This window comes from Paraburkholderia adhaesiva (assembly GCF_021390575.1).
GTDB classification, from domain to species: Bacteria; Pseudomonadota; Gammaproteobacteria; order Burkholderiales; family Burkholderiaceae; genus Paraburkholderia; species Paraburkholderia adhaesiva.
Window position 1 is genome coordinate 1 of record NZ_JAJEJQ010000001.1, and the last position, 25,628, is coordinate 25,628.

The 25,628-nt window shown below is 61.7% G+C and carries 27 protein-coding genes and 1 tRNA gene; 18 read left to right on the plus strand and 10 right to left on the minus strand.

Annotated elements, in window-relative coordinates; all coding sequences use genetic code 11:
* From dnaA to L0U80_RS00045, 9 genes are all read left to right on the plus strand, one after another.
* On the plus strand, positions 1-936 hold a 936-nt coding region (gene dnaA / locus L0U80_RS00005; protein ID WP_233861557.1), incomplete at its 5' end, for a chromosomal replication initiator protein DnaA.
* A 315-nt stretch (positions 937-1,251) separates the two neighbouring features.
* Entirely contained in the window at positions 1,252-2,355 is a 1,104-nt protein-coding gene (gene dnaN, locus L0U80_RS00010; RefSeq protein ID WP_233861560.1) for a DNA polymerase III subunit beta, read from the plus strand.
* A 114-nt stretch (positions 2,356-2,469) separates the two neighbouring features.
* Positions 2,470-4,944 (plus strand): DNA topoisomerase (ATP-hydrolyzing) subunit B, encoded by a 2,475-nt coding sequence (gene gyrB / locus L0U80_RS00015; protein ID WP_233861563.1) that lies wholly within the window; start codon positions 2,470-2,472, stop codon positions 4,942-4,944.
* Positions 4,945-5,370: 426 nt separating this feature from the next.
* A complete protein-coding gene (locus tag L0U80_RS00020; protein ID WP_233861565.1) occupies positions 5,371-5,685 on the plus strand; it encodes an ArsR/SmtB family transcription factor in 315 nt (104 codons plus the stop codon).
* Positions 5,686-5,689: 4 nt separating this feature from the next.
* The gene (locus L0U80_RS00025) at positions 5,690-6,121 is read left to right on the plus strand and encodes a YeeE/YedE family protein (protein ID WP_233861567.1); all 432 of its coding nucleotides are present in this window, start codon (positions 5,690-5,692) and stop codon (positions 6,119-6,121) included.
* 10 nt (positions 6,122-6,131) lie between these two features.
* On the plus strand, positions 6,132-6,563 hold the full coding sequence (locus L0U80_RS00030; protein WP_233861570.1) for a YeeE/YedE family protein: 432 nt from the start codon (positions 6,132-6,134) through the stop codon (positions 6,561-6,563).
* Positions 6,564-6,786: 223 nt separating this feature from the next.
* Positions 6,787-7,134, plus strand: coding sequence for a carboxymuconolactone decarboxylase family protein (locus L0U80_RS00035; protein WP_233861573.1), 348 nt, complete (start codon positions 6,787-6,789; stop codon positions 7,132-7,134).
* 48 nt (positions 7,135-7,182) lie between these two features.
* On the plus strand, positions 7,183-7,707 hold the full coding sequence (locus tag L0U80_RS00040; RefSeq protein ID WP_308444833.1) for an ArsR/SmtB family transcription factor: 525 nt from the start codon (positions 7,183-7,185) through the stop codon (positions 7,705-7,707).
* Positions 7,700-8,221 (plus strand): SRPBCC family protein, encoded by a 522-nt coding sequence (locus L0U80_RS00045; protein WP_233861574.1) that lies wholly within the window; start codon positions 7,700-7,702, stop codon positions 8,219-8,221. Before L0U80_RS00040 ends, L0U80_RS00045 begins: the two co-directional genes overlap by 8 nt.
* Positions 8,222-8,274: 53 nt before the next feature.
* Here L0U80_RS00045 and L0U80_RS00050 read toward each other — a convergent pair whose 3' ends face one another.
* The 4 genes from L0U80_RS00050 to L0U80_RS00065 form a co-directional block, all read right to left on the minus strand.
* Positions 8,275-9,141, minus strand: a complete 867-nt coding sequence (locus tag L0U80_RS00050) for an NmrA family NAD(P)-binding protein (RefSeq protein WP_233861577.1) — start codon at positions 9,139-9,141, stop codon at positions 8,275-8,277.
* A gap of 185 nt (positions 9,142-9,326) precedes the next feature.
* The gene (locus L0U80_RS00055; RefSeq protein ID WP_233861580.1) at positions 9,327-10,172 is read right to left on the minus strand and encodes a helix-turn-helix transcriptional regulator; all 846 of its coding nucleotides are present in this window, start codon (positions 10,170-10,172) and stop codon (positions 9,327-9,329) included.
* A 37-nt stretch (positions 10,173-10,209) separates the two neighbouring features.
* The gene (locus L0U80_RS00060) at positions 10,210-10,767 is read right to left on the minus strand and encodes a carboxymuconolactone decarboxylase family protein (RefSeq protein WP_233861583.1); all 558 of its coding nucleotides are present in this window, start codon (positions 10,765-10,767) and stop codon (positions 10,210-10,212) included.
* Between the two features lie 683 nt (positions 10,768-11,450).
* A complete protein-coding gene (locus tag L0U80_RS00065) occupies positions 11,451-11,930 on the minus strand; it encodes an AraC family transcriptional regulator (protein WP_233861586.1) in 480 nt (159 codons plus the stop codon).
* Positions 11,931-12,089: 159 nt separating this feature from the next.
* Between L0U80_RS00065 and L0U80_RS00070 the strand changes: the two genes are divergently transcribed.
* Positions 12,090-13,496, plus strand: coding sequence for an ethanolamine ammonia-lyase subunit EutB (locus tag L0U80_RS00070; protein ID WP_233861588.1), 1,407 nt, complete (start codon positions 12,090-12,092; stop codon positions 13,494-13,496).
* Positions 13,493-14,281, plus strand: a complete 789-nt coding sequence (gene eutC / locus L0U80_RS00075) for an ethanolamine ammonia-lyase subunit EutC (RefSeq protein WP_233861591.1) — start codon at positions 13,493-13,495, stop codon at positions 14,279-14,281. Before L0U80_RS00070 ends, eutC begins: the two co-directional genes overlap by 4 nt.
* Positions 14,282-14,287: 6 nt before the next feature.
* On the opposite strand, the gene L0U80_RS00080 is transcribed toward eutC, so the two are convergent.
* The gene (locus tag L0U80_RS00080; protein WP_233861594.1) at positions 14,288-14,674 is read right to left on the minus strand and encodes a DUF779 domain-containing protein; all 387 of its coding nucleotides are present in this window, start codon (positions 14,672-14,674) and stop codon (positions 14,288-14,290) included.
* Positions 14,675-14,766: 92 nt separating this feature from the next.
* Positions 14,767-16,287: an aldehyde dehydrogenase gene (adh, locus tag L0U80_RS00085; RefSeq protein ID WP_233861597.1), complete on the minus strand. Its 1,521-nt coding sequence runs from the start codon at positions 16,285-16,287 to the stop codon at positions 14,767-14,769.
* A gap of 317 nt (positions 16,288-16,604) precedes the next feature.
* Between adh and L0U80_RS00090 the strand changes: the two genes are divergently transcribed.
* Together L0U80_RS00090 and L0U80_RS31760 are read left to right on the plus strand one after the other, a co-directional pair.
* A complete protein-coding gene (locus tag L0U80_RS00090; RefSeq protein ID WP_233861600.1) occupies positions 16,605-16,799 on the plus strand; it encodes a hypothetical protein in 195 nt (64 codons plus the stop codon).
* A gap of 128 nt (positions 16,800-16,927) precedes the next feature.
* Positions 16,928-17,131 carry a hypothetical protein gene (locus L0U80_RS31760; protein WP_373322169.1) on the plus strand — a complete coding sequence of 68 codons (204 nt, stop codon included), beginning with the start codon at positions 16,928-16,930 and terminating at the stop codon, positions 17,129-17,131.
* Between the two features lie 168 nt (positions 17,132-17,299).
* Here the strand turns inward: L0U80_RS31760 and L0U80_RS00100 are convergent, their stop codons facing one another.
* Positions 17,300-18,886, minus strand: coding sequence for a winged helix-turn-helix domain-containing tetratricopeptide repeat protein (locus L0U80_RS00100; RefSeq protein WP_233861606.1), 1,587 nt, complete (start codon positions 18,884-18,886; stop codon positions 17,300-17,302).
* A 182-nt stretch (positions 18,887-19,068) separates the two neighbouring features.
* Between L0U80_RS00100 and L0U80_RS00105 the strand changes: the two genes are divergently transcribed.
* From L0U80_RS00105 to L0U80_RS00115, 3 genes are all read left to right on the plus strand, one after another.
* Complete coding sequence (locus L0U80_RS00105; protein ID WP_233861609.1) at positions 19,069-19,824, plus strand: SDR family oxidoreductase; 756 nt, start codon at positions 19,069-19,071, stop codon at positions 19,822-19,824.
* A 63-nt stretch (positions 19,825-19,887) separates the two neighbouring features.
* Complete coding sequence (locus L0U80_RS00110; protein WP_233861611.1) at positions 19,888-20,367, plus strand: carboxymuconolactone decarboxylase family protein; 480 nt, start codon at positions 19,888-19,890, stop codon at positions 20,365-20,367.
* 23 nt (positions 20,368-20,390) lie between these two features.
* The gene (locus L0U80_RS00115; RefSeq protein ID WP_233861614.1) at positions 20,391-20,789 is read left to right on the plus strand and encodes a cupin domain-containing protein; all 399 of its coding nucleotides are present in this window, start codon (positions 20,391-20,393) and stop codon (positions 20,787-20,789) included.
* Positions 20,790-21,182: 393 nt separating this feature from the next.
* Here the strand turns inward: L0U80_RS00115 and L0U80_RS00120 are convergent, their stop codons facing one another.
* On the minus strand, positions 21,183-22,133 hold the full coding sequence (locus L0U80_RS00120) for a cation diffusion facilitator family transporter (protein WP_233861617.1): 951 nt from the start codon (positions 22,131-22,133) through the stop codon (positions 21,183-21,185).
* Positions 22,134-22,770: 637 nt separating this feature from the next.
* Positions 22,771-22,846 (minus strand) — tRNA-Lys (locus L0U80_RS00125).
* Between the two features lie 253 nt (positions 22,847-23,099).
* On the opposite strand from L0U80_RS00125, the gene L0U80_RS00130 reads away from it, so the two are divergent.
* Positions 23,100-23,504, plus strand: a complete 405-nt coding sequence (locus tag L0U80_RS00130) for a PaaI family thioesterase (RefSeq protein ID WP_233861620.1) — start codon at positions 23,100-23,102, stop codon at positions 23,502-23,504.
* 35 nt (positions 23,505-23,539) lie between these two features.
* Positions 23,540-24,424, plus strand: a complete 885-nt coding sequence (locus tag L0U80_RS00135) for a patatin-like phospholipase family protein (protein ID WP_233861623.1) — start codon at positions 23,540-23,542, stop codon at positions 24,422-24,424.
* 48 nt (positions 24,425-24,472) lie between these two features.
* Here the strand turns inward: L0U80_RS00135 and L0U80_RS00140 are convergent, their stop codons facing one another.
* Positions 24,473-25,486: a D-2-hydroxyacid dehydrogenase family protein gene (locus L0U80_RS00140; protein WP_233861625.1), complete on the minus strand. Its 1,014-nt coding sequence runs from the start codon at positions 25,484-25,486 to the stop codon at positions 24,473-24,475.
* Positions 25,487-25,628 lie beyond the last annotated feature (142 nt).

The window sequence follows — 25,628 nt, forward strand, 5'->3', positions numbered from 1 at the left end:
GTCGCCGACAATCCGGGGGTCTCGTACAACCCGCTGTTCCTTTATGGCGGCGTGGGCCTCGGCAAGACCCACCTGATCCACGCCATCGGCAACCAGCTGCTGCTGGACAAGCCGGGCGCGCGGATCCGCTACATCCACGCCGAGCAATACGTTTCGGATGTCGTGAAAGCGTACCAGCGCAAGGCGTTCGACGACTTCAAGCGCTATTACCACTCGCTGGACCTGCTGCTGATTGACGATATCCAGTTCTTCTCGGGCAAGTCGCGCACGCAGGAGGAATTCTTCTACGCGTTCGAGGCGCTGGTCGCGAACAAGGCGCAGGTCATCATCACGAGCGACACGTACCCGAAGGAGATCTCGGGTATCGACGACCGCCTGATCTCCCGCTTCGACTCCGGCCTGACCGTGGCGATCGAGCCGCCCGAGCTGGAAATGCGCGTCGCGATCCTGATGCGCAAAGCCCAGTCCGAAGGTGTGAGCCTGAACGAGGACGTCGCGTTCTTCGTCGCGAAGCACCTGCGGTCGAACGTCCGCGAACTGGAAGGCGCGCTGCGCAAGATCCTCGCGTACTCGAAGTTCCATGGCCGCGAGATCTCGATCGAACTGACCAAGGAAGCGCTCAAGGACCTGCTGACGGTCCAGAACCGGCAGATTTCGGTCGAAAACATCCAGAAGACGGTCGCCGACTTCTACAGCATCAAGGTCGCCGACATGTATTCGAAGAAGCGTCCGGCGAACATCGCGCGGCCACGGCAGATTGCGATGTACCTCGCGAAGGAGCTGACGCAGAAGAGCCTGCCGGAAATCGGCGAACTGTTCGGCGGCCGCGACCATACGACCGTGTTGCACGCCGTGCGCAAGATCGCCGACGAGCGCAGCAAGGACGCGCAGCTGAACCACGAGCTACATGTTCTAGAGCAAACGCTCAAGGGGTGACGCCGGCGACGGCGGGGCCGGCCCCGGTCCCGGTGGCGCGGCTGGAGCGGGCGCCTCGCCCACGCAGCACGTAACGGGCACTCCCTGGCAGTATCCCTGAGTGGGCTGACCTGTTTATTGCGCGGATCAGCCCCAATTTAGGGAAGTGGGTCGTTTTCAGGCACAATATGGGTTTAACCGTCAGACGATGCCGGCTACGCTGGCGGACCGGACGGATTTCTCGCCGCGGCGCTGCAGCAAGGCGGCGCCAGCGCCCGGACTACGGTTTGGGTGCTGGACGGGGAGCGCAGGCCGTCACATCAACGAAGGAACTCTATGCAACTGGTCAAGACCGAACGCGATAACCTCCTCAGGCCGCTGCAAACGGTGAGCGGCATTGTCGAACGCCGCCACACGTTGCCGATCCTCGCCAATCTGCTCATCACCAAGAACGGTTCCGATGTTTCGTTCCTTTCGACGGACCTCGAACTGCAGATCACCACGCACGCCGACTTCGGCGTGGGCGGCGACCAGATCGCCACGACCGTCGCCGCGCGCAAGCTGCTCGACATCCTGCGCGCGATGCCCGACGGTCAGGTGACGCTCACGCTCGCCGACAAGCGCCTCACGGTGCAGTCCGGCAAGAGCCGTTTCGCGCTCCAGACCCTCGCCGCGGACGAGTTCCCCACGGTCGCGCAGTCGAAGGAATTCGGCGCGAGCCTTGAAGTGCCGCAAAAGACCTTCCGGCAACTGCTCGGCATGGTCTATTTCGCGATGGCGCAGCAGGACATCCGCTACTACCTGAACGGCATGCTGCTCGTCGTCGACGGCGACCAGCTCATGGCGGTTGCGACCGATGGTCACCGCCTCGCGTTTTCGTCGATGAAGATCGAAGGCTCGTTCGCGCGCCAGGAAGTCATCATCCCGCGCAAGACGATCCTCGAACTCCAGCGCCTGCTCGAAGACATCGACGACGTGCTGAAGATCGACATCGGCTCGTCGCAGGTGAAGTTCACCTTCGGTCAGGTCGAACTCGTTTCGAAGCTCGTGGAAGGCAAGTTCCCCGACTTCCAGCGCGTGATCCCGAAGGCGCACAAGAACACCTTCCAGATCGGCCGCGAAGAACTGCAACGCTCGCTGCAGCGCGCGGCGATTCTCACGTCCGACAAGTTCAAGGGCGTGCGCTGCATCATCGAGCCGGGCCAGCTCAAGATCATGTCGACGAACGCGGATCAGGAAGAGGCCCAGGAAGAACTGGAAATCGCCTACCAGGGCGACACCATCGACATCGGGTTCAACGTCACGTATCTGCTCGACGTACTGGCGAACCTGAAGATCGACATGCTGGAAGTCAGCCTCGGCGACGCCAGCTCCAGCGCACTCATCACGATTCCTGAGAACGAGGAATTCAAATACGTGGTGATGCCGATGCGCATTTAAAAAGCGCGACAGAAGAAGAACTCCAGGGGGCGCTGCGCCCCTTTGGCGTTTTTATGGCTTTTCAAAAGCCCCTGAGCAGTAACGCTGGCAGTACAGCAGAACCGGAACAAATCCATGACTGATACGAACAACTCCCAAACCGACAACAGCAGCTACGGCGCCGCGTCGATCCAGATCCTCGAAGGTCTGGAGGCCGTGCGCAAGCGGCCGGGGATGTACATTGGCGACACGTCGGACGGCACCGGTCTGCATCACCTGGTTTTCGAGGTGCTCGACAATTCCATCGACGAAGCGCTCGCAGGCTACTGCAACGACATCCATGTCGTGATCCACGCCGACAACTCGATCTCCATCACCGACAACGGCCGTGGCATTCCCACGGACGTCAAGATGGATGACAAGCACGACCCGAAGCGCAGCGCCGCTGAAATCGTGATGACCGAGCTGCACGCGGGCGGCAAGTTCGACCAGAACAGCTACAAGGTCTCGGGCGGCCTGCACGGCGTGGGCGTCTCGTGCGTGAACGCGCTCTCCAGCTGGCTGCGCCTCACGGTGCGCCGCGACGGCAAGAAGCGCTTCATGGAATTTCACCGCGGCGTCGCGCAGAACCGCGTGATCGAGGAAGTGAACGGCACGCCGACCTCGCCGATGCTACTGGTCGGCGACACCGAACACCGCGGCACGGAAGTGCACTTTATGGCCGACGAGACGATCTTCGGAAGCGTCGAATACCACTACGACATTCTTGCGAAGCGCATCCGCGAACTCTCGTTCCTGAATAACGGCGTGCGTATCCGTCTGACCGACCAGCGCACGGGCAAGGAAGACGACTTCGCGTTCGCGGGCGGCGTGAAGGGCTTCGTCGAGTACATCAACAAGCAAAAGAGCGTCCTGCATCCCACCATCTTCTACGTGCAGAACGAGAAGGATGGCGTGGGCGTCGAAGTGGCGATGCAGTGGAACGACAGCTACAACGAAAGCGTGCTGTGCTTCACGAACAACATCCCGCAGCGCGACGGTGGCACGCACTTGACGGGCTTGCGCGCGGCGATGACGCGCGTGATCAACAAGTACATCGCCGACAACGAAATCGCCAAGAAGGCCAAGGTCGAAACGTCCGGCGACGACATGCGCGAAGGGCTTTCGTGCGTGCTTTCCGTGAAGGTGCCCGAGCCGAAGTTCAGCTCGCAGACGAAGGACAAGCTCGTTTCGTCGGAAGTGCGCGCGCCGGTTGAGGAAATCATCGCTAAGGCGCTCGAAGAATTCCTGCTCGAAACGCCGAACGACGCAAAGATCATCTGCAGCAAGATCGTCGACGCCGCGCGTGCGCGCGACGCCGCGCGAAAAGCGCGTGAAATGACGCGCCGCAAGGGTGTGCTCGACGGCGTGGGCCTGCCCGGCAAGCTCGCGGACTGCCAGGAAAAGGATCCGGCGAAGTCGGAAATCTACATCGTCGAGGGCGACTCTGCAGGCGGCTCCGCGAAGCAGGGCCGCGACCGCAAGTTCCAGGCGATCCTGCCGCTGCGCGGCAAGGTGCTCAACGTCGAGAAGGCGCGCTACGACAAGCTGCTGTCGAGTGAGCAGATCGTCACGCTGATCACGGCGCTCGGCTGCGGCATCGGCAAGGACGACTACAACCTCGATAAGCTGCGTTATCACCGCATCATCATCATGACCGACGCGGACGTGGACGGCGCGCACATCCGCACGCTGCTGCTCACGTTCTTCTATCGTCAGATGCCGGAGATGATCGAGCGCGGCTACATCTATATCGCGCAGCCGCCGCTCTACAAGATCAAGGCGGGCAAGGACGAGCGTTATCTGAAGGATGAGTCGGACCTCAACGCTCACATGCTGCGTCTCGCGCTGCTGGGTTCGGAGCTTGTGCCGAATGAAGGTGCGACGCCGATCGCTGGCGACGCGCTCGGCGAACTCGCGCGTTCGTATCAACTGGCGCGTGGTGTGGTCGATCGTCTGAGCCGCCTCTATGACGAGCGCGCACTCGAAGCGATCATGGATGGTGTCGCGATCGATCTGTCGAGCGAGGCTTCGACCGAAGCATCGGCGCGCACGCTCGAAGCCGCGCTGCGCGATGACGCGCTCAAGCCTGAGGTCAATGTTGTGCCGATGTACGACTCGGTGCGCGAACAGCGTTCGCTGCGCGTTGAGCGGCGTCATCACGGCAACTTGAAGGTGTCGGTGATCGACGAGGAGTTCCAGCTCACCGCCGATTATCAGCAGCTCGTGAATACGGCCAACACGTTCAAGGGTTTGGTTGGTAAGGGCGCGATTATCCGGCGCGGTGAACGCAACATGGCCGTGACCGACTTCAAGAGCGCCATGAAGTGGCTCATCGCCGATGCAGAACGCAATGTGTCGAAGCAGCGTTATAAAGGCCTCGGCGAAATGAATCCCGAGCAGCTTTGGGAAACGACGATGGATCCGGGTGTGCGGCGCTTGCTGCGCGTGCAGATCGAGGATGCTATTGCCGCCGATGGTATCTTCACTACGCTGATGGGCGATGATGTGGAGCCGCGTCGGGCGTTTATCGAGAACAATGCGCTTCGGGCGGGGAACATCGACGTTTGAGGTTCCTTGTAGATGAACGCATAACCTGAGAAAAACGGGCCCATAAGTTGAGAGACTTATGGGTCTTTTCTATTGGTAGCCTGGATTTTTCGAGGATTCGTCCACGGGTCTGTGCTCTACGAAGAGATTCACGAACGTGAAGGACTGGGGTACACGTCGACACTGCGCACTATGACACGGTGCTCTTTGCGTTCCAGCCCGTCTCCTCGCGCGGTTGGCGTCCCCAGCACGTTCAGTGGACTCTTCAGGTGTCGTACGCCGTCATCATCAGCGCGCCGGGGTTGTCCGGCGCGAGACTGAAGTACAGGGAAGGCAGAACGCGCATCGGCACGGGACGTTTGAGTAGCAACCTTCGACTAAACATTCTATTGATTTATATTATATGTATTTGTATAGTGACTCAAAGCAGAGCCTTGGAACACCTTCATGCCCGCTGTTGCCCTGGACCCTCAACTGATGCGCGAAGCCGCAGCCCGCGCCGTTGACCACCTCAAGGTGCTGGGGAACAGCGAGCGGCTGTTGCTGCTGTGCCAACTGTCCCAAGGTGAGCTTTCCGTGAGTGAACTGGAGGAGTGTCTGGGAATTCGTCAACCGACGTTGTCGCAGCAACTGGGCGTCCTGCGCACTGACGGGGTGGTGAATACCCGCCGGGACGGCAAGCGCGTTATCTACAGCATCGCGGACCAGCAGCTCCTGCAATTGCTCGCGGCTCTGTACAGCATTTATTGCCCTCAAAAGTGAAACCATGAGCATCGACTGGAACGCTTTCACGCCCTCGTTCGCGCTGGCTGGCGGCTTGCTTATCGGCATCGCTGCAGCGATGTTGGTCCTCTTCAACGGCCGCATCGCCGGTATCAGTGGCGTGCTCGGTGGATTGCTTCGCCCCGTAAAGGGCGACGTCGCATGGCGGGTCGCCTTCCTGGGAGGCCTTATCGTCGCCCCGGCGCTCTTTACGCTGTTCAGCGGCCAAACTGGCCGAATCGATGCCGGATTTGATGCGTTGGTTGTGGCCGGCTTACTGGTGGGGGTCGGCACGCGCTATGCCGCGGGCTGCACATCGGGACACGGTGTCTGTGGCTTGTCGCGGCTTTCACCGCGGTCGATGGTGGCAACACTGTCCTTCATGGGCGCGGGCTTCGCGACCGTCTTCGTAGTTCGGCACGTTCTTGGCGCCTAAGGAGAACCGCATGGGCATCCTGGTTTCGTTTTTGAGCGGTCTCGTCTTCGGACTTGGCTTGCTCATCTCCGGCATGGCCTCACCCGCCAAGGTGCTTGGCTTTCTGGACATCGCCGGCCAGTGGGACCCGTCACTGGCTCTGGTGATGGTTGGCGCCATCGCAGTGGGATTGGTTGCCTTCACGTTGGCGCGTCGGCGTAGCGTGAGCTTGCTCGGCTTTGACATGAAGTTGCCCACTAACCGGCATATCGACCGTCGCCTGGTTATTGGCAGCCTTTTGTTCGGCGTCGGTTGGGGCGTGGCAGGCTTGTGTCCGGGGCCCGCGCTGGTCGCGCTGGGGACAGGACAGCCCGAGTTCGTCGTGTTTGTCGCGGCAATGCTGGCAGGTATGGGCTTTTTCGAACTGCTGGAGCGCGCGAAATCAAGCGGGCAGCAAGCGTAAAAAGTGAACGGCCAACGCTGCATCGCCGTTAATGGCGCTGCTACTTCCATGCGACACGCAAAGCCCGATTACCTGGTCGAGTTGTTCGTACTGCTATCGATAATCCCACGCGTGAGGGATTGGTATTGACCGACCGGATCCGTGGTTTAGCGCCGTGGCGATTCAGGCTGGCCAACTTAACACGCACAGTGTGCGATCTGATTTGTGTAGCGAGGAGAACCTCATGAGCAGCATCCCATCCTTCAAACAAACGGTCAAAGACGTCTCGGCGCAAACGCGACGGTTGCGCGAGAGCCAGCCCGATTTGATGACGGCGTTTAACCAACTCGCTGCGGCCGGCACCAAGGACGGCGCGTTGCCCCACAAGACCCGCGAACTGGTGGCGTTAGGCATCGCGATCGCAGGCCGTTGCGACGACTGCATCGGCTTTCATGTGCAGACTCTTGTCAAACTCGGCGTCACGCGAGCCGAACTGGAGGACGTGCTGGGCACAGCCATCTATATGGGCGGCGGACCCTCATTGATGTACGCCACGCACGCCCTCGCGGCTTTTGATGAGTTTTCGTCTTGATGCATCCTGAGGTGCACGTCAAGGCCCCGGTCGAGTGACCGGGGCCTTGTGTTTTCACGAAGCACCCCCGTCGATGCTCATCTACACAGCTTCCTTGACAAACCGATTTGGTTTACCGAGTATTTAACCTATCAGCTAATTAACCGATTGGAAAATTACTTGGACCAGGATCACCTCAGCGTCACGTTTGCCGCGCTGGCGGACCCGACGCGACGCGCCATCCTCGCGAGGCTTGCGCAAGGCGAAGCCACCGTTGGCGATCTTGCCGTGCCTTTTGAACTGAGTGCGCCGGCCATCAGCAAGCACCTGCGCGTTCTCGCGCGGGCTGGCCTCATTACGCAAGGGCGCGATCGCCAGTATCGCCCTTGTCGCATTGCACCTGCGCCGCTCAAGCAGGCCGCCGACTGGGCACTGCAGTACCGTGCCCTGTGGGAGCAGCGACTCGATCAACTCGACAGCTACCTGCAGCAACTGCAACAGAAGCCGGTCAAGGGCGCTCCCGGACAGGCAGCACCGAAGCCCACACCCAAAGTTTCCAAACCTCGAACCAGGAAAACTCGTCACCATGACTGACAAACTTTCCGCTCCATTCGTCATCGAGCGCCGCTTCGCTGCGCCGCGCGAACTCGTGTACGCCGCATTGACTGAAGCTGAGCATCTGAGTACGTGGATGAGCCCACCCGGGATGGAACTGTCCCACTGCACGGTGGATGCGCGTGTCGGTGGCGTCTTTCACTACGCGATGAAGCCGCGCGGCATGCCCGACGCTCCGGCGATGTGGGGCAAGTGGACGTTCCGCGAATTGACGCCGCCCGAGCGCATTGTCGTCGTCGTGCAGTTCAGTGATGCCGACGGTGGCGTGACGCGACATCCAATGGCCACACTATGGCCGCTTTACACACTATCGACGACCACGCTCAGCGAAATCGACGGCGGCACGTTACTGCGCCTCGAGTGGCGCGCGCTGAACGCAAGCGAAGCCGAAGAAGCTATCTTCGACGCGTCGCACGCGAGCATGTCGCAAGGCTGGGGCGGAACCATGGACGTGCTCGACAAGTACCTCACGCAGCAGCAAGCCGGGCGCTGAATCGAGACGCGGTGCAGGGGCGCGACGATGCGCAACCGCCTGCACCGCACTGATCAGACAGCGCGTGACACAAGCTCGCGCAGAACGGTTTCGAGACCGATCCGACCACGGAGGATTGCGTCCGCGTGACCTTCGAAGTCGATCCAGCCTTCGTTGAATCCATCGAGCATCCGCATGCGCGGCAGCGGATGCTTCATCCCTTGCGCCCGGAACAATGCTTCCCAGTTCTGCCTGTCGACCACCTCGGAACGTGCCGGGCGATCGAGTACGCGGGCAAACGCCGATGCGAGGTCGTTCGGGCTCACGCGGTGCGGGCCTTCGAGTTCGACGATGCGCACGCCATCCCACGTTTGCTGGAGCAGTTCGGCCGCGACGCGACCGACGTCGGCGGTGGCGACCATCGGCACGGGTTTGTCGAGCGGCTGCAGGAAACTGGCGATGACACCGTCGTCGCGTGCCGAGGCGACATCCCATTGGGCGTTTTCCATGAACCACGCGGGACGCAGGAACGTCACAGGCATCGGCAGGCCGCTCAGTGCCTGCTCCATCAACGTGCGTTGCGTGAGCAGGTTGCTCTCGGAAGCCTGCGCACCGATCGTCGAAAGGCAGACCACTCGTTCTGGCTTGGCCATCCGGATCGCTTCAGAAACGGCATCGATGACCACGCGCGCTTCAGGAAAATCCGGTTCGGGATCGAATTCCGAAGGCGGCAGAATAAACACGCCAGTCGCGCCTTCGAACGCGGCCGCGAGGGAGGCAGCGTCTTCCATGGGGGCCGTCGCCAGCTCGCAGCCGCGCTCCGCCCATGCGTTTGCCCGCGTGGCGTCGCGTACGACGGCACGCACCTGATGACCCGAAGCTAGAAGCTCGCGCGCCGCTGCACCGCCGACCTTGCCAGTGATTCCTGTGATTGCATACATCGTTCGTGCTCCTTGCGTCGATAAGTAAAGTGTCGAGCCGACGATGTGCATTCTGGACAAGCACCAGCCGAAACAAAATGACATGGATAGCACTGAAAAAGTGACATCGTGTCACCAATGAGGCGCGATAAGCGCGCGGTCCGCTTCAATCGACACAGCCCGACGAACCGTGGGCATCGATCGGTTCAGTGTTGTCTGGAATGGCTGGCGAGCAACTGCCGGTGGCGCGCTTCGGTTTCGTCATCGGCGGGGAACATGCATTCCAGCCGCAGTTCCTGCGCCACAACGTTCTGCGGCGCACCCACGGTCGTGACCAACGAGAAATATCGAAGCACGTCCCCCTCGCGGACGAAACCCAGCGGAATGACGGGCATCGCGGGGTCGCCTGGCTGACCATGCTGCATTTTCCAGTCGCGTGGCACGTCGGGATACGCGCGTAGTTCGTCGAGCAACCGCCGGGTGCCGGCATCAACCGCGTGTCCAACCGATTCTCGATACACGCGTTGCAGCAAGCTTCGCGAGACCGCGTGCCAGTCGGCAATGAATGGACGCATCCCCTGAGGATCGAAGATCAAATGCAGCATGTTGCGCGGACCTTCGCGCGAGGCCATGTCGATGAAACAGTCGAAGAAGCGCGGCGCTGCGTCGTTGGTCATCAACACGTTCCAGTAGCGATCCATCACGATCGCCGGAAACGGCTCATGTTGGCGTACGACCCGCTCGAGCGCGCGGATGACACTATGCATCTCCTGGGCGTTCCATGGCGCCTCTGAATAGACGGGCGCGTAGCCAGCGGCGAGCAGAAGGCCGTTGCGCTCGCGCAATGGCACATCGAGCGTCTGCGCGAGTATCAGCAGCGTGTCCCGGCCCGGCACGCTGCGCCCGCTTTCGATGAAGCTGATCTGTCGCTGCGAGATGCCGGCCTCGAGCGACAGATCGAGCTGACTCACGCCACGCACGTCGCGCCAATAGCGCAGCAAGTCGCCGAGTTCGCTCGATGGCGCTTTCGGATCGGGGCGGGTGGCGTTCATCGGATTCCCCTGATCGAGGTGGACGAGTACAGATGGCTCAGTGTTCGCTCGCGTGCCAGGCGAACTCCTCGAACTGCGCTTCGAGCCGCGGCTGAGTCACGCTGGCGGTGTAGTTCGTAATCGTAGATGCAGCAACCACCGCGATGACTTCAAGGATCTGCTCAGCACTGAACCCTGCATCCAGGAAGCGTTTCTGATCCGAATCGGCCAGGCGGCCCCGTTTTTCTATCAGTGTGCGCGCCAATGCCGATAGCGCGGCCGGTCCATCGTCATAGGGCAAGATGCCGTTCCGGATTGCATCGACATCGGCGGGGCGCACGCCCTCCTTCAACGCGAGCGCCGTGTGAAATGCGACCGGCCATTCGCTGGCGTTCACGACCGCGTTGGTCAGCAACACCGTCTGAATCTGCGGTTCGGTGAGACTGCTCGAATGCACGCGCTGGAACAGGCCGATGAAACCGTTGATCAGCACCGGCGATCCGGCCATCGTGGCGGCGATGTTCGGAATCAGGCCGAACGTCTGATGCAATTGCTCGAGCACGGGCTTTGATTGCGCGGGAGCGGAATCGATCGTGTATGCGGGAAAGCTGGACATGATGTATCTCCTGGGCGGTGTGCGCTACCGGAACGGAAGCGCGACAGCCGAAGAGTAGATGCGGGCGTTCATCGCGCCAATTACATCGCATGTAATCACCGCGCGGTGAAATGCGGGCGGCGCGTGGAAGCGCGGTTACAGCCACGTCCTGCGGTTCCCTGATTTGCACTCACGGGCGACTGTGGCCCGACGCACCCAGGTGCACGCGGCTGATTTCGAGTCGGTGTGGCGCCGCGGAATATCACAACCGCCGGTTATGCGTCTCGCGCAACGTTCGGCTGAGAGTCAGCAAATGAAGCCCTTCACCAATCGCTGCCCGGCAGTCAAATACCGGGCAGCTTGCCTTCTGGCCGCGCTATTCACAGGCGCGTGAGGATAACGTGCGGATAAGCTCACGGAACGGCTGTGCACGAAATGGGGATAAGTCCGACCGTGTCGCGAAGCCGAAAAAGTTACCAGACGCACCACGACGTTGTTCACGCACGCCGCGCGCGGTTATCAATCGAGTAACTTTTTGATTGGCGAGTAGTTTTTCCCGGTTATCCACAGGAAACGAGCGGGCTTGTTAACTATTACTACGTTTACATACGAGTAAACAAGAAAACCTTAAAGACCACGCCCGGGAGCAGCACTGCGATGCTTCCAGCTAACGCATCTAGCGCCGCCAGTCTTTCCGGTGGCACTCAGACAAGCGGTAGATAAAGCTCCGTGCGCAGCGCCTCGGGTGGCACCTCTTCAGGTGTATTCAGATACAGCTCGAAAGAAGGCGCTGCAAAATCGGCCTGGTGCCCCGATTTGGGCAGCCAGTCGGCGTAAAACCAGGTCCATGCCACTTTCAGGTCGTCATACGGTCCCTCGTGAAGGAGCATCGCGTGCGCGCCACCGCGCAGCTGGATCCGCTCGACCGGCGACGTGGGCGTCACATCCTGCGCGTCCTGCAGATGAATCGCGGCCTTCGCACGCAGTTTCGACGCATCGACCTGATTGGGATCGTCGTAAAAGATGCCGACCAGCTTCGCCCCCGACGTCTGCACGCGGCGTGCCCCGAGCCACTGGGCGAGCGTGTCAAACGCATCGCCGATCTTCGTGTACGGACCGACGTGCCCCACTGCAAGCAGGTTCATCGGTTCGAGGGTGACCAGCTTGACGTCGCTCCGTTTCATGATCGTGTCTCCGTGGCAATCGGCGGGTCGAACCGCCGGGGTCGAACGATTCACGATAGCACCGACGCGCACAGCGCGTGGGCGGGCGTGACGCTGCCTTTTTTTGGCGCTATCGTGGCAACAGACGGCGGAGCCACCGCCTGCACCGGAGCGTCCCCGATGAGCCATGCGACGACGCATGTTCAGACGATAGGTAGCCGTGTCTATCGCTTCGAAGGTCTACGCACGCTGCTCGCAAAGGCGAGCCCGCCGCGCTCCGGCGACCAGCTCGCGGGCCTCGCCGCCGAATCCGAAGAAGAACGCGTCGCGGCAAAGCTCGCGCTGGCCGACCTGCCGCTGCGCGCGTTTCTCGACGAGCCGCTGATTCCCTATGAAACGGACGAGGTGACGCGGCTGATCGTCGATAGCCATTCGGCGCAGGCCTTCGCGCCTGTTGCGTCGCTGACCGTCGGCGAATTCCGCGAGTGGCTGCTGGCGGATTCGACCGATGCCCCCACGCTCGCCGCCCTCTCCGACGGCCTCACGCCAGAGATGGTCGCCGCCGTGTCGAAGCTGATGCGCAATCAGGATCTCATCGCGGTGGCGAAGAAGCGTCCGGTGGTCACGCGTTTTCGCAATACGATCGGCTTGCCCGGCCGTCTTTCGGTGCGTCTGCAACCCAATCATCCAACCGACGATGTCAAAGGCATTGCTGCGTCGATGCTCGATGGCCTGATGTACGGCTGCGGCGACGCGGTAATCGGCGTGAATCCCGCCTCCGACAACCTCGCCGCGATCATCCCGCTGCTCGACATGATCGACGGTTTTCGCGAGCGCTACGCGGTGCCGACTCAGTCGTGCGTGCTCACGCATGTGACGAACACGCTTGCCGCGATCGAAAAAGGCGCGCCGGTCGATCTCGTGTTTCAGTCGATCGCGGGGACGCAGGCGGCGAACGCGAGTTTCGGCATCTCGCTCGCGCTGCTCGACGAGGCGCACGAGGCGGCGCTCTCGCTTGAGCGCGGAACGCTCGGCGATAACGTCATGTACTTCGAGACCGGTCAGGGCAGCGCGCTGTCCGCAAACGCGAATCACGGCATCGACCAGCAGACCTGCGAAGCGCGCGCCTACGCCGTCGCGCGGCGTTACCGGCCGCTGCTGGTGAATACGGTCGTGGGTTTCATCGGGCCGGAGTATCTCTACGACGGCAAGCAGATCATCCGCGCGGGGCTCGAGGATCACTTCTGCGGCAAGCTGCTTGGCGTGCCGATGGGTTGTGACATCTGCTACACGAATCACGCGCAGGCCGACCAGAACGACATGGATACGCTGCTCACGCTGCTCGGCGTGGCGGGCGTGAATTTCATCATGGGCGTGCCCGGCGCCGACGACGTGATGCTCAACTACCAGAGCACGTCGTTTCACGATGCGCTTTATCTGCGCGACGTGCTCGGTCTGCGTCGCGCGCCGGAGTTCGAGACGTGGCTCGCGCAGATGCAGATCGCCGATGCGCGCGGCACGTTGCTGAGCGCTTCCCGGGAGCAAGCGTTGCTCTCATCGGCTGCGAACTGGGTGGAGGGCGCATGAGCGGACCGGTCGAAGCGAATCCGTGGGACGCGTTGCGCCGCTTCACACGTGCGCGCATTGCGCTGGGTCGCGCGGGAAGCGGGTTGCCGACCGCACCGTTGCTTGCCTTCGAACTTGCGCATGCACAGGCACGCGATGCGGTGCAGCAGCCGCTCGACGCCGACGCGTTGCATGCGGCACTGCGCGAACGCGAGCTGACTTCAATCGACGTACACAGCGCCGCTCCCGATCGCGATCACTACCTGCGCCGACCCGATCTTGGACGGCGTCTCGACGATGCGAGCGTTCGCGCGTTGCACGACGCAGCAGGCGCGAGCACCGATGTCGTTTTCGTCATCGCGGATGGTCTTTCTTCACTCGCTGCTGCGACGCACGCGCTTCCGTTGCTCGATGCGTTGCGGCCGTTGCTCAACGACTGGCGAGTTGGGCCAATCGTGGTCGCGCGGCAGTCGCGCGTGGCGCTGGGCGACGAGATCGGTGAATGTTTGCGCGCGCGGTTCGTCGTGATGCTGATCGGCGAGCGGCCCGGACTCAGTTCGCCGGACAGCCTCGGCCTCTATCTGACCGCCACGCCGCGCACAGGTCGCACCGACGCCGAACGCAACTGCATCTCGAACGTTCGCCCCGATGGCCTGGGTTACGGCGCGGCCGCGGCGAAGCTGCACTATCTGCTCACGCGCTCACGCGCGCTCGGTTTCACCGGCGTGAATTTGAAAGACGATAGCGACGACGCGCTCGCCGCTCCAGGTGCACCGTTATCCGCACCGCGCGACGTGGGCGCCTGAAGCGGTTCATCCATCCACTCGCGCGACAGGATGCGTGTCGAGCCACGCGTTCTCGGCGTCGTTAAAGAGCCGCGAGCGTGTGAGAAAGCGCAGTCCGGTGGGCCGTTCCAGCGAGAACATGCCGCCATTGCCTGGCACCGCGTCGATGACGAGCTGCGTGTGCTGCCAGTATTCGAATTGCGCAGCGGTCATGTAGAACGGCATGCCGCCGATTTCGCCGAGCCGCACGTCCGACGTGCCGACCATGAATTCGCCTACTGGAAAGCACATCGGCGCGCTGCCATCGCAACAGCCACCGGACTGGTGAAAGAGGAGCGGGCCATGCTCGCCCGCGAGCCGCTCGATCAGCGCGAGCGCTGCGGGTGTGGCCGTGACGCGAAGCACCGTGTCCATGTCGCTCCTCGCGCGGATCGTGCTGTGAAGGGAACGTGCGGCGCGCGAAACGCGTATGCATCTCGCGCGCCGTACTCACATCGACAAATCGCTCAGAAGAAGCCGAGCGGCTTGTTGCTATAGCTGACGAGCAGGTTCTTCGTCTGCTGATAGTGGTCGAGCATCATCTTGTGATTCTCGCGGCCGATGCCCGACTGCTTGTATCCGCCGAACGCTGCGTGCGCGGGATAGGCGTGATAGCAGTTGGTCCACACGCGCCCGGCTTCGATTGCGCGGCCGAAGCGGTAAGCGCGTCCTCCGTCGCGCGTCCAGACGCCCGCGCCGAGACCGTAGAGCGTGTCGTTGGCGATTTCGAGCGCTTCCTCTTCGGTCTTGAACGTCGTCACGGAAACCACCGGCCCGAAGATCTCTTCCTGGAAGATGCGCATCTTGTTGTGACCGCGGAACACGGTCGGCTTCACGTAGTAGCCGGCGCTGAGTTCACCCGACAACGCATTGCGCTCGCCGCCGATCAGGCACTCTGCGCCCTCCTGCTTGCCGAGGTCGATATACGACAGGATCTTTTCGAGCTGCTCCTGCGAGGCCTGCGCGCCGATCATCGTCTTCGGGTCGAGCGGATGGCCCTGCTGGACCGCGGCCACGCGCTTGAGCGCGCGTTCCATGAAACGGTCGTAGATCTTTTCATCGATCAACACGCGCGACGGACACGTGCACACTTCGCCCTGATTGAGCGCGAACATCGCGAAACCTTCGAGCGCTTTGTCGAAGTAACTGTCGTCGTGGTCGAGGACATCGGCGAAGAAAATGTTCGGGCTCTTGCCGCCCAGTTCGAGCGTGACGGGGATGATGTTCTGGCTCGCGTACTGCATGATCAGGCGGCCCGTCGTGGTCTCGCCGGTGAAGGCGATCTTCGAGATGCGGCGATTCGACGCGAGCGGCTTACCCGCTTCGAGGCCGAAACCGTTCACGACATTCAGCACGCCCGGCGGCAGCAGATCCTGAATCAGTTCGACGAGCACGAGCATCGACGCGGGCGTCTGCTCGGCGGGCTTGAGCACGACGCAGTTGCCGGCCGCGAGCGCTGGCGCGAGCTTCCACGCGGCCATCAGGATCGGGAAATTCCACGGAATGATCTGGCCGACTACGCCGAGCGGCTCGTGGAAGTGATAGGCGACGGTGTCGTGATCGATCTCGGAGATGCCGCCCTCTTGTGCGCGCACGCAGCCCGCGAAATAGCGGAAGTGATCGATGGCGAGCGGGATATCGGCGGCGAGCGTTTCGCGCAGCGGCTTGCCGTTGTCGATCGTTTCGGCGACGGCGAGCTTGTGCAGGTTCTGCTCGAGGCGATCGGCGATGCGGTTCAGGATGTTCGCGCGATCGGTCGGCGAGGTCTTGCCCCAGGCGGCTTTTGCCTTGTGCGCGGCGTCGAGCGCGAGTTCGATGTCCGCTTCGCGCGAGCGGGGAATCGACGTGAACGCATGGCCGGTGATCGGCGAAATGTCGTCGAAGTATTCGCCGCCCAGTGGCGCGACCCATTCGCCGCCGATGAAGTTGCCGTATTGTCGCTTGTACGGGAATTCGGTGGTCAGGAACTGCATGTCTGCGTGATTCATGGTTGTGCTCCTCTATGTTCTCGGTACCGATATGGACGGGAGCGGCGTGCCGCTCTTCCGGCAGGCGCTTACGCCAGAACCGTGCCAGCGGAGGATTTGTCTCGGGAGGCGCACGCGGGGCCGTGTACGCGGGGGATGAGGGGCATTGCACCGGAGAGGAGACGCTCAAGGCCGATTGCTCCGGAGCGCAACAGTTCGCTTCGGCAGTGCTTCAAAATCGAACAGTCGAGGAAAGTATTTCGGCTTTCCGGTCGCGCATGCTGTAGTCTTGCGGCCGGAATACCGCAATACCGTAATAGTCAGGAAGGAGAACACGCATGTCCGAAACATTCGTCTGCCGCAACCAGTCGTGCGGCACGCCCTGGGAACAGAGCGAAGTGGTCATCAAGAACGAAGGCCAGGGTCCCCTGTTCCGCTGCCCGCTTTGCGGGGCGCGTAACTACCTCGAAGTGTTCGAGGACGAAGACGGCAAGGTCGTTTATGAGCAGGTTGACGGCAAGCCGTTCCTGTAAGTGGCGCTGTCGGGGCCGCAGTTTCCGGTGCACCCGTCGATTCTGAGGTGCGAGAGTCGATCCGCTGCTGCCGCCATGCTAAATTTGTCGCTACATCAAATCGGGGGCAAATGATGAACCGCATTTTCATGACGCGAGAGGACGCCATTCACCTCCTCGTCGAGGCGCACACGGCGGCTTCGGGCAAAAGCGTGCAGCTGATTCAGCCGGTCGGTAAAGATCCCGCAAAGGTCGAGGCGCTCGACCGGCTGTTGCTCGACGTCCGGGCGGGCCGGGTCAATGAGTTTCGCGTCGATGCAAACGATAACGTCCATATCGCCATTACGGACTAGGCGGATTTTCGCGGCGAGAATCAGCGGGCGGTCGCGGGGAGCTTGCCGGTCGATGGCTGCGAGCCGCTCTGGTAAGGCGTTCGGGGCCGCCGCGTGCGAACAGCCGGGGAAAGTGACGTAAATCGAAAACCGCGCCAAACCTGGTCGTCTTCGATAACACGGCGCGGTTCAGTCCTCGCGTGCTTCAGGATCGAACCCGGCCGTGGCGAGGCCTTCTGCCAGAACGGCAAGATTTTCGCCGCGCTGGATCGGCAGCCAGTCGGTCAAATTGTCGAGGCGCATGTCCGGCATCAGAACGTGCAAGTGAATCGCGGCTTGTCTCGCTTCCTCCTGTTTCCCGAGCCAGCCCCGGCTCGCGGCGAGCACTGCGTGCGCCAGGCCGAAACCCGGCAAATCGCGGACGGCTTTCTCGGCCCACGCAGCGGCCTCGGCGAAGTTACGCATGAACAAGTGCGCAGCCGATAACCCGAACTGCATCCGGTAGCGTTCCGGATCGACAGGGCTCAACTGCAACGCATGGCTGAATTGCCTGATCGCCTGTTCGGTCTCGCCGTGCCACAAGCGAAGGAACGCGCCGAGGAACAACGCAGCCGCAAGATTGGGATTCAGTTCGAGCGCCCGATCCAGAATCGCAATGCCTTCGGCGAGGTCACCGGCCAGATGTCCCAGGGCGTGCCCGGCGCGCGCGAGCGCCACGGCATCGTATTTGCCAAGTTCGACCGCACGGCGCGCCAGGCGCGCGCCTTCGGCCATTTCCCGCGGGCGATCCTGCATCCAGCCATTGACCTTGCGCCAGCAATGACACCAGGCCGCCATCGCATACGCCGACGCGTAATCCGGATCGCAAGCAAACGCGCGCTGGAATAGCGGCAACGCTTCGTCAATCGCCTCACGGGTGCCCTGATGAAGCTGTGCCATGCCGCGCAGGTAATAGTCGTATGCATCCAGGACTTCGGTCGGTTTGTACCGCGCGCGAGTGATCTCCGCCTGTTCGAGCTGCGGCGCGATCGCGCCGACCACACTCTCGGCAATCTGGTCCTGAAACTCGAAGATATTGTTGAGTACGCCCTCGAAGCGGCCCGCCCAATGCGTTGCACCGGTGCTTGCATCGACCAGCTGGCCGGTGATGCGAACGCGGCCCTGCGCGTGCCGCCAACTGCCTTCGAGTACATAGCGCACGCCAAGCTCTCGTCCGATCTGCTTCACATCCACGTTTCGATGCTTGTACGTAAAGCTCGAATTGCGTGCCACGACGAACAACCATCGGTATCGCGACAGCGCGGTGATGACGTCCTCGATCACGCCATCGGCCAGGTAATCCTGCTCAGGGTCACCGCTGAGATTGACGAACGGCAGGACGGCGATGGAAGGCTTGCTGGCCTGCACCGTTTCCGTCGATGACGTTTCGGCTGCCGTCGTTGCATCGCTGGACTGAAGCGATGCCTGTTGTTCGGTGACGTCGGCGACAAACCGGAATCCCCTGCGCGCCACGGTCTTGATCACGCGCTGCTGCTGACCGTCGTCGCCGACCGCGGTGCGCGCCGCGTTGACGTGGCTGGCAACGGTGGATTCGGAAATCACGCGTCCGCCCCACACCGCATCGATCAGCTCGTCACGGCCCACGACGCGGTTGCGATGACTCGCCAGATAAACCAGCAGATCGAACACCTTCGGCGTCGTGGCGACCGGCTGGGAAGCGCGGCGCAAGTCGCGACGCTCCAGGTCCAGCATGCAGTCAGCGAAAACCCATTGCATTCGGGACTCCAGGTCGGGGAAGCAGCCGGAGTAAGGCGCACCCGGCGCGCAGCGAAGAAATCCAAGGAATTCTGGACGGAAATGCAAGGTGCAGGCAAAGCGGCGCCGGCTGCCGGAAATGATACTTCACCCATCGAATAACGCTGCATGCCCTGGGCATTCCAAACCGGAGGGAGAGGAACATGAAAGTCGTCGTTATTGGTGGTACCGGACTGATCGGCTCAAACGTCGTGCAGCGGCTCGGCCGCGATGGTCACGAAGTGGTGGCCGCATCGCCATCGACCGGCGTGGACTTGATGACGGGCCAAGGGTTGGCCCGGGTGCTGGAAGGCGCGCAAGTCGTCGTCGATGTCGCCAATGCGCCGTCCTTCGAGGACGAGGCAGTGATGACCTTCTTCGAGACGACGACCCGCAACCTGTCGGTCGCAGAGCACGCTGCGGGCGTCGAGCACCATCTTGCCCTCTCTGTCGTTGGCACCGAACGCCTGCAGCAGAGCGGCTATTTCCGCGCCAAGTCCGTGCAGGAAACGCAGATCAAGGCGTCGCCGATTCCATACACGCTGCTGCGCGCGACCCAGTTCTTCGAATTCGTCGGCGGCATCATCGAATCCAGCGCTCAAGGCGATGTGGTGCGCCTTTCGCCCGCGCTGATCCAGCCGATCGCCGCCGACGACGTCTCGGCCGTCCTCGCCGATCTTGCGACGGGCATGCCATTGAACGACACCGTTGAAGTCGCAGGTCCGGACCGCTTCCCTCTGGACGAACTCGCACGCAAATTCCTCGCCGCGCACAAGGATCCGCGAACCGTGATCGCCGATGTCCACGCTCGCTATTTCGGCAGCGAACTGGACGACCGCACGCTCGTCGCCGGCAACGGGCATCGCACCGGCCCGACGCGCTTCCATACATGGCTTAGCCGCTCCGTCGCGCGAGACTGAGCCGCATTTCCGCAACGCGCATTTCCGCAACGATCTCCCCTTCAATCACTCAGAGGACATGTCATGACCCACCGCATCGACTACCAGCAGCAATCCCCCGAACTGTTCAAGAAGTTCGTCGAATTCAGCCTCGCGCTCAAGAAATCCGCGATCGAGGAATCCATCCGCCATCTCGTCGATCTCCGGGCCTCGCAACTCAACGGGTGCTCGTTCTGCGTCGACATGCACGTGAAGGAAGCCACGATCCATGGCGAGCGTGCGTTGCGCCTTCATCACGTGGCCGCGTGGCGCGAATCCAACCTGTTCACGCCGCGCGAGCGTGCTGCGCTGGCCTGGACCGACGCACTCACGCAGATTTCGCCGCTGGGCGTAAGCGATGAAATCTACGATCGCGTGCGGACGCAGTTCTCCGAGAAGGAGTTGTCCGACCTGACCTTCCAGGTGATGTCGATCAATGCGTGGAATCGGGTCAACATCGGCTTCCGCATTCCGCCGGGCATCTACGACAAAGCGTTTGGCATCGACAAGTCGGGCCTGGCCTGATCGCGGCGCGAAGGAGCGCTGTCATGCACATTTCCAGATTGCTGTTCGCGTCGTTGCTGCTGGTAGCGGGCGCTGTGCAAGCGCACGAGCCGCCGGAAGCTAAAGTCACGCCGCTGATGAGAAAGGCACTGGACGACTATCCGGGCAAGGAGGTCACGGTGCTCTCGGTCGAGTATCCGCCCGGCAGCGTGGATCCGGTGCATCGGCATGACGCGCATGGGTTCATCTACGTGCTGGAAGGGTCGATTGTTATGGGCGTTCGCGGTGGTCAGACCGTCACCTTGAAACCCGGCCAGACCTTCTACGAAGGCCCGAACGATGTGCACACGGTCGGGCGCAATGCCAGTCAAACCAGGCCGGCCAAATTCCTGGTATTCCTGATGAAAGACATCGACGCGCCGATTCTGACTCCGGTGAAGTGACTTGCGGTCCTGGCAACGTTGCAAGCCAAAGCGGAGAAACGACGAGGGAACGATAAAAAACGGTCGGGCGTCCGTCGGGGACGGCGGCTGCCCGATGCATTGCATCGCAATCGTTTCCATGGCGACATGTTCCGTGTGCTCGTCGAGAATCAACGGAGAACGTGAAGGAAGCGCGCATGCACGGCGAACGCGCAACACGTTGTGTCGCTCTACTGCGGCAGTTCGAATGGAACCGAAACCCAAACCGAAGCCATGGCGGCGGCGGCCAGAGTCCGAACACGACGCATGTCCACATCAAGTCGATCTATACCAAATTCAACGTCCGGAGCCGCTCAACGCTCACCGCGCTGTGGCTCGGCAAGTTGAGAGAGCGAATTCGAGGCGCTGGATCGCTCATTCGGCCCAGGCAGGATCGCTTGTGAATATGATCGTGAGCCAGCGATGTGCGTCGTCACCGCCTAGTGCGTTGCCAATTTCATCGCGTATCGCGTCCCACTCCGTCAGCGGCTTCGCAGCCGCCTCGCGTTGAACGATGAAATACAGTTCGATCTCCCGGGAGCGGCCGACTTTGGCAACGTAGGAGCGGAAATATAGAAAGGCATAACGCTGGACAAAGCGTTGTGCGACGGTGTCTACATGCGCTTTAAGGTCGGGCGGGGCCACAAGAAGGAGTTCCATCAGTGATCGCCGGATTTCAGCAAGAGGGATGGGAATGATCACCAGACTAACAAATGCGAGTGCCAACGGATCGACGTAGCTCGACCAGTGCGAGAGAGTCGTTCCGTGGATCGCGTAGCCTATCGCGAATGCGACCAATAATGCCGTGGTAATGCCACCAGACATAATCCACGACTTGATATCGAGGCGCAGGAAATCGGACTGAATGCGGCGATTCGCCCGACTCTCGATCACCGCCATAGAGAAGCATGTGCACGCGGTCACCATAGCGTAAGCAAACGCGGAACCGAACTGCAGTTCATTTCCACCGGCGATCAGACGCATGACCGCATTGATTAACGCATAGATCGCGACGCAGACCAGCAAGGTTCCATTCAGCCCGAGTACGATCGGCTCAAGGTGCCAGAATCCCATGGTGAAGCGTTCACGCCATTTCCGAGGCAAGTCCAGATCCACCGCGTGTGATGTGATCAATCTCACGACAGCCAGGGCGAGCGTGCTCATGCTTGCATCGACGAGCGAATAGACGCCATCGAAAACGATCGAATAAGCGCCAGAAAACAGCCCGAAAATCACCCCAAGGCTGGCGATCATTAGCGTGACAGTAATTGATCGTTGCAATACAGACCGTTCATCTTCGGCGGCGAAAATATGCTCTAGTGCCATGGAAGTGATCTCCTGCATTTCGAGAGAGCAAATGGAGGGATCAGGCTATACGAACGGGAAAGGGAATGCGGCGCGTCTGCGCGCAGGCGCCGAACCATGGACGCCAAATCGCGTCTGGAGAGGTCAATGCTCCATCGGCGGATCGTCGCGCGGCGACTGCCGAAAACGGATTCAGGTATCCGGGAGCGCACCACAACAGCCACAAGTCGAACGGTGGCCCATCGGAGCGTTAGATCGCCGCTTCGCGTCTATTCTGTTGAGAAACTCCGCTACCGGGCATTAATTGAGGTTTTCAGGGGGCCTTTTTCCCGTAACCGATGCTCGCGAACGGTTTATGGCGCGATCTGGGAGGTCGATTTTTCGCACACCGGTCCGGTTGCGCAGAGAAGGGAGTTTTTCAACAGAATTGGACGAACCCGGCCACCTGTGCGGGATTTCGACTTGGTTCAGAGTGAGGACAAGATCTGTTTCCCGGCGGTGGAGTTCGTGCCAGCGATCGTTGGTTTGGTCGCTGAAGCGCCAGGTGAGATGTGGGTCGAGCCGCACTAGTGACCACATCTTCATCGGATTGCGGAGCAAGTCCGATTTTGCGGAGCAAAGAAAAAGGGCTCCAATCGCTTGGAGCCCTTTGAATGCTTGGTGGGGCGTGAGTGACTCGAACACTCGACCTACGGATTAAGAGTCCGCTGCTCTACCAACTGAGCTAACGCCCCAACAGAAGCGGAATTATGCAGTACTTCTTGCGTCTTGCCAAGACATTTTTGCGAAAACCCTGAAAAAAGTCTGCGGCCGGCTCCAGGCTCCGATCGGCGCCAGTTGATACCAACTCCCCGCCGCCCCCAAATTGCCCATTTCCTGCCGCAACCCAAGCTCGCCGGTATGATGTTGCGACACGAAGCTCATACGCCGGGCGTGCCTCGCCACACGCTGGAGCCCAGCCCGGTCTCGCATTCTGAAAGGCTTACGATGGACGACAACGCAATCAACGCACTCCTCGAGCGCGTGCTGGCGCCGTGGGTGCGCTCCCTTGGGCTGGCGCCGGTCGAAGTAACCGACGACGCTGTTACCCTGCGCCTGCCGTTTTCCGGCGAACTGCGCCACACGGGCGGCGTGATTTGCGGCCAGGTCTTCATGGCCGCAGCCGATACCGCGATGATCGTCGCCATATCGGCGGCACTGGGCGGCTTCAAGCCGATGACGACCGTTGCGCTGAACACCAATTTTATGCGTCCCGTCCGCAAGGGCGATGTGCTCGTCACGGCGCGCGTGCTGCGCATGGGCCGCAATCTGGTGTTCGGTGAAGTGGAACTCTACGATGAAGATGGCCGGATGGCCGTCCACGCTACCTCGACTTACGCGCTGCTCGACTAAAAGCGCGCCCCGATCGCCAGAAGGAATCAGGACACATGTTCGATCAGGTAGTTTTCGCGGGCGGCGGTAACCGCTGCTGGTGGCAGGCGGGCTTCTGGGACATCGTCCAGCCCGAGCTGCAGATTCGTCCGCGCGTGATCACGGGCATCTCGGCGGGCGCCGCCACGGCGTGCATGCTCTACACGCGCGAAGCCGACTGGGTCATGCGCTACTACGAAGAGGCACTGCGCCATAACAATCGCAACGCCTATTGGGGCAACCTGCTGCGCGGCGAATCGGTGTTTCCGCATTACCGCATCTACCGCCAGGCGCTGCTCGACATTTACGGCGAGCATTTCAGCAAGCTCGGCGATGCACCCGAGATCCGCATCGGCGTGTCGCACGTACCGCGCTGGCTCGGCGCGCGCAGCGCGGTGGCGGCGGGGCTGGTCGCCTACAACATCGAGAAGTACGTCCGCAAGACGCTGCATCCGACGCTCGGCCGCAAGCTCGGCTTTCGCCCCGAATTCGTGACGGCGCAAGCATGCGAAAGCGTCGAGGATCTCGCCGACCTGATCCTGCAGTCGTCATGCACGCCGCCGTTCACGCCCGTTCTGCGACGCAACGGACGCCCCGTGCTCGATGGCGGGATGGTCGACAACGTACCGGTCGATGCACTCGACGACGGGCCCGGCCGCGTGCTCGTGATGGTGACGCGCCTCTATCCGCGTCCGCAGATGTTTGTCGTGCCGCATGGCGAGCGTGGTGAGCAGCAGCGCATCTACGTGCAGCCGTCGGCCAGGGTGCCGATCTCGAGCTGGGACTACACGAGCCCGCATCAGATGCAGCACGCCTATAACCTCGGCCGCGTAGACGGCGAGCGTTTTCTCACGCGCCTGCCCGAGGTGCTCGAGGCCGCGGCGCACGTCCAGGCGGTATAGCCGGGCGTCTGCCCCTGCAGCAGCAGGGGCAGCAAGCGGGCTGCGAGCTTACCTGCGCCGTCCGCCTTGCAGCGCCTGCGGATTGGCGACACTCGCCAGATCGCCCGAATCGAACGCGAGAATGTTGCGAAACGCCGCGCTGAAGTAGAGCTCATAGCTCTCGCGTTCCACATAACCGATGTGCGGCGTGCAGATCACGTTCTCCATGCGCAGCAGGCTGTAGCCCTGCAGGATCGGCTCGCTCTCGTAGACGTCGATCGCCACCATCCCCGGCCGGTTGTGCGAGAGCGCACCGAGTAGCGCGTTCTCTTCGAGCAGTTCCGCGCGGCTCGTATTGACGAGCAGCGCCGTCGGTTTCATGCGCAACAGATCTTCCTGCTTCACGATCGCGCGCGTGTCGTCGTGCAGGCGCAGATGCAGCGAGAGCACGTCGCTTTCTTCGAACAGTGCTTCACGGCTCGCGGCGGCTTCGTAGCCGTCGGCACGCGCCGCTTCGAGCGAGTGCTCGCGGCCCCAGATGAGCACGCGCATCCCGAACGCCTTGCCGTAGCCCGCCACGAGCCGGCCGATCTTCCCGTAGCCCCAGATACCGAGCGTCTGCCCGCGCAGCACCTGGCCGAGCCCGAAGTTCGGCGGCATCGCCGACGTTTTCAGACCTGACTGCTGCCATGCGCCTTGCTTGAGGTTCGAGACGTACTGCGGAATCCGGCGTTGCGCGGACATGATGAGCGCCCACGTGAGTTCAGCGGGTGCGATCGGCGATCCGGTGCCTTCGAGCACGGCGATGCCGCGATCGCTACACGCGGCAAGGTCGATATGCGAACCGGCGCGGCCGGTCTGGCTGATCATGCGCAGGTGGGGAAGCTTGTCGAGCAGTTGCGATGTGATGCGCGTGCGCTCGCGGATCAGTACGAGCGCGTCAACTTCGGAGAGGCGGCTGGCCAACTGGCCGAGTCCGCGTACGGTATTGTTGAAGACCTTGACCTCGTGGTCGGCGAGCAGTTGAAAGCAGTCGAGTTTTCGGACGGCGTCCTGGTAGTCGTCAAGGATGGCAATTTTCATGGCACTGGGTTCTTATATGCCGCACCGGTGGTGGTGCGGCTCGGTGTTCATCTGGTGGTTATCCCACTATGCAGCGCGCGGCAGACTGGTATGAATAAGGAACGATCTCGCGGCATATCGGGATACGCAACGCTCACTACCG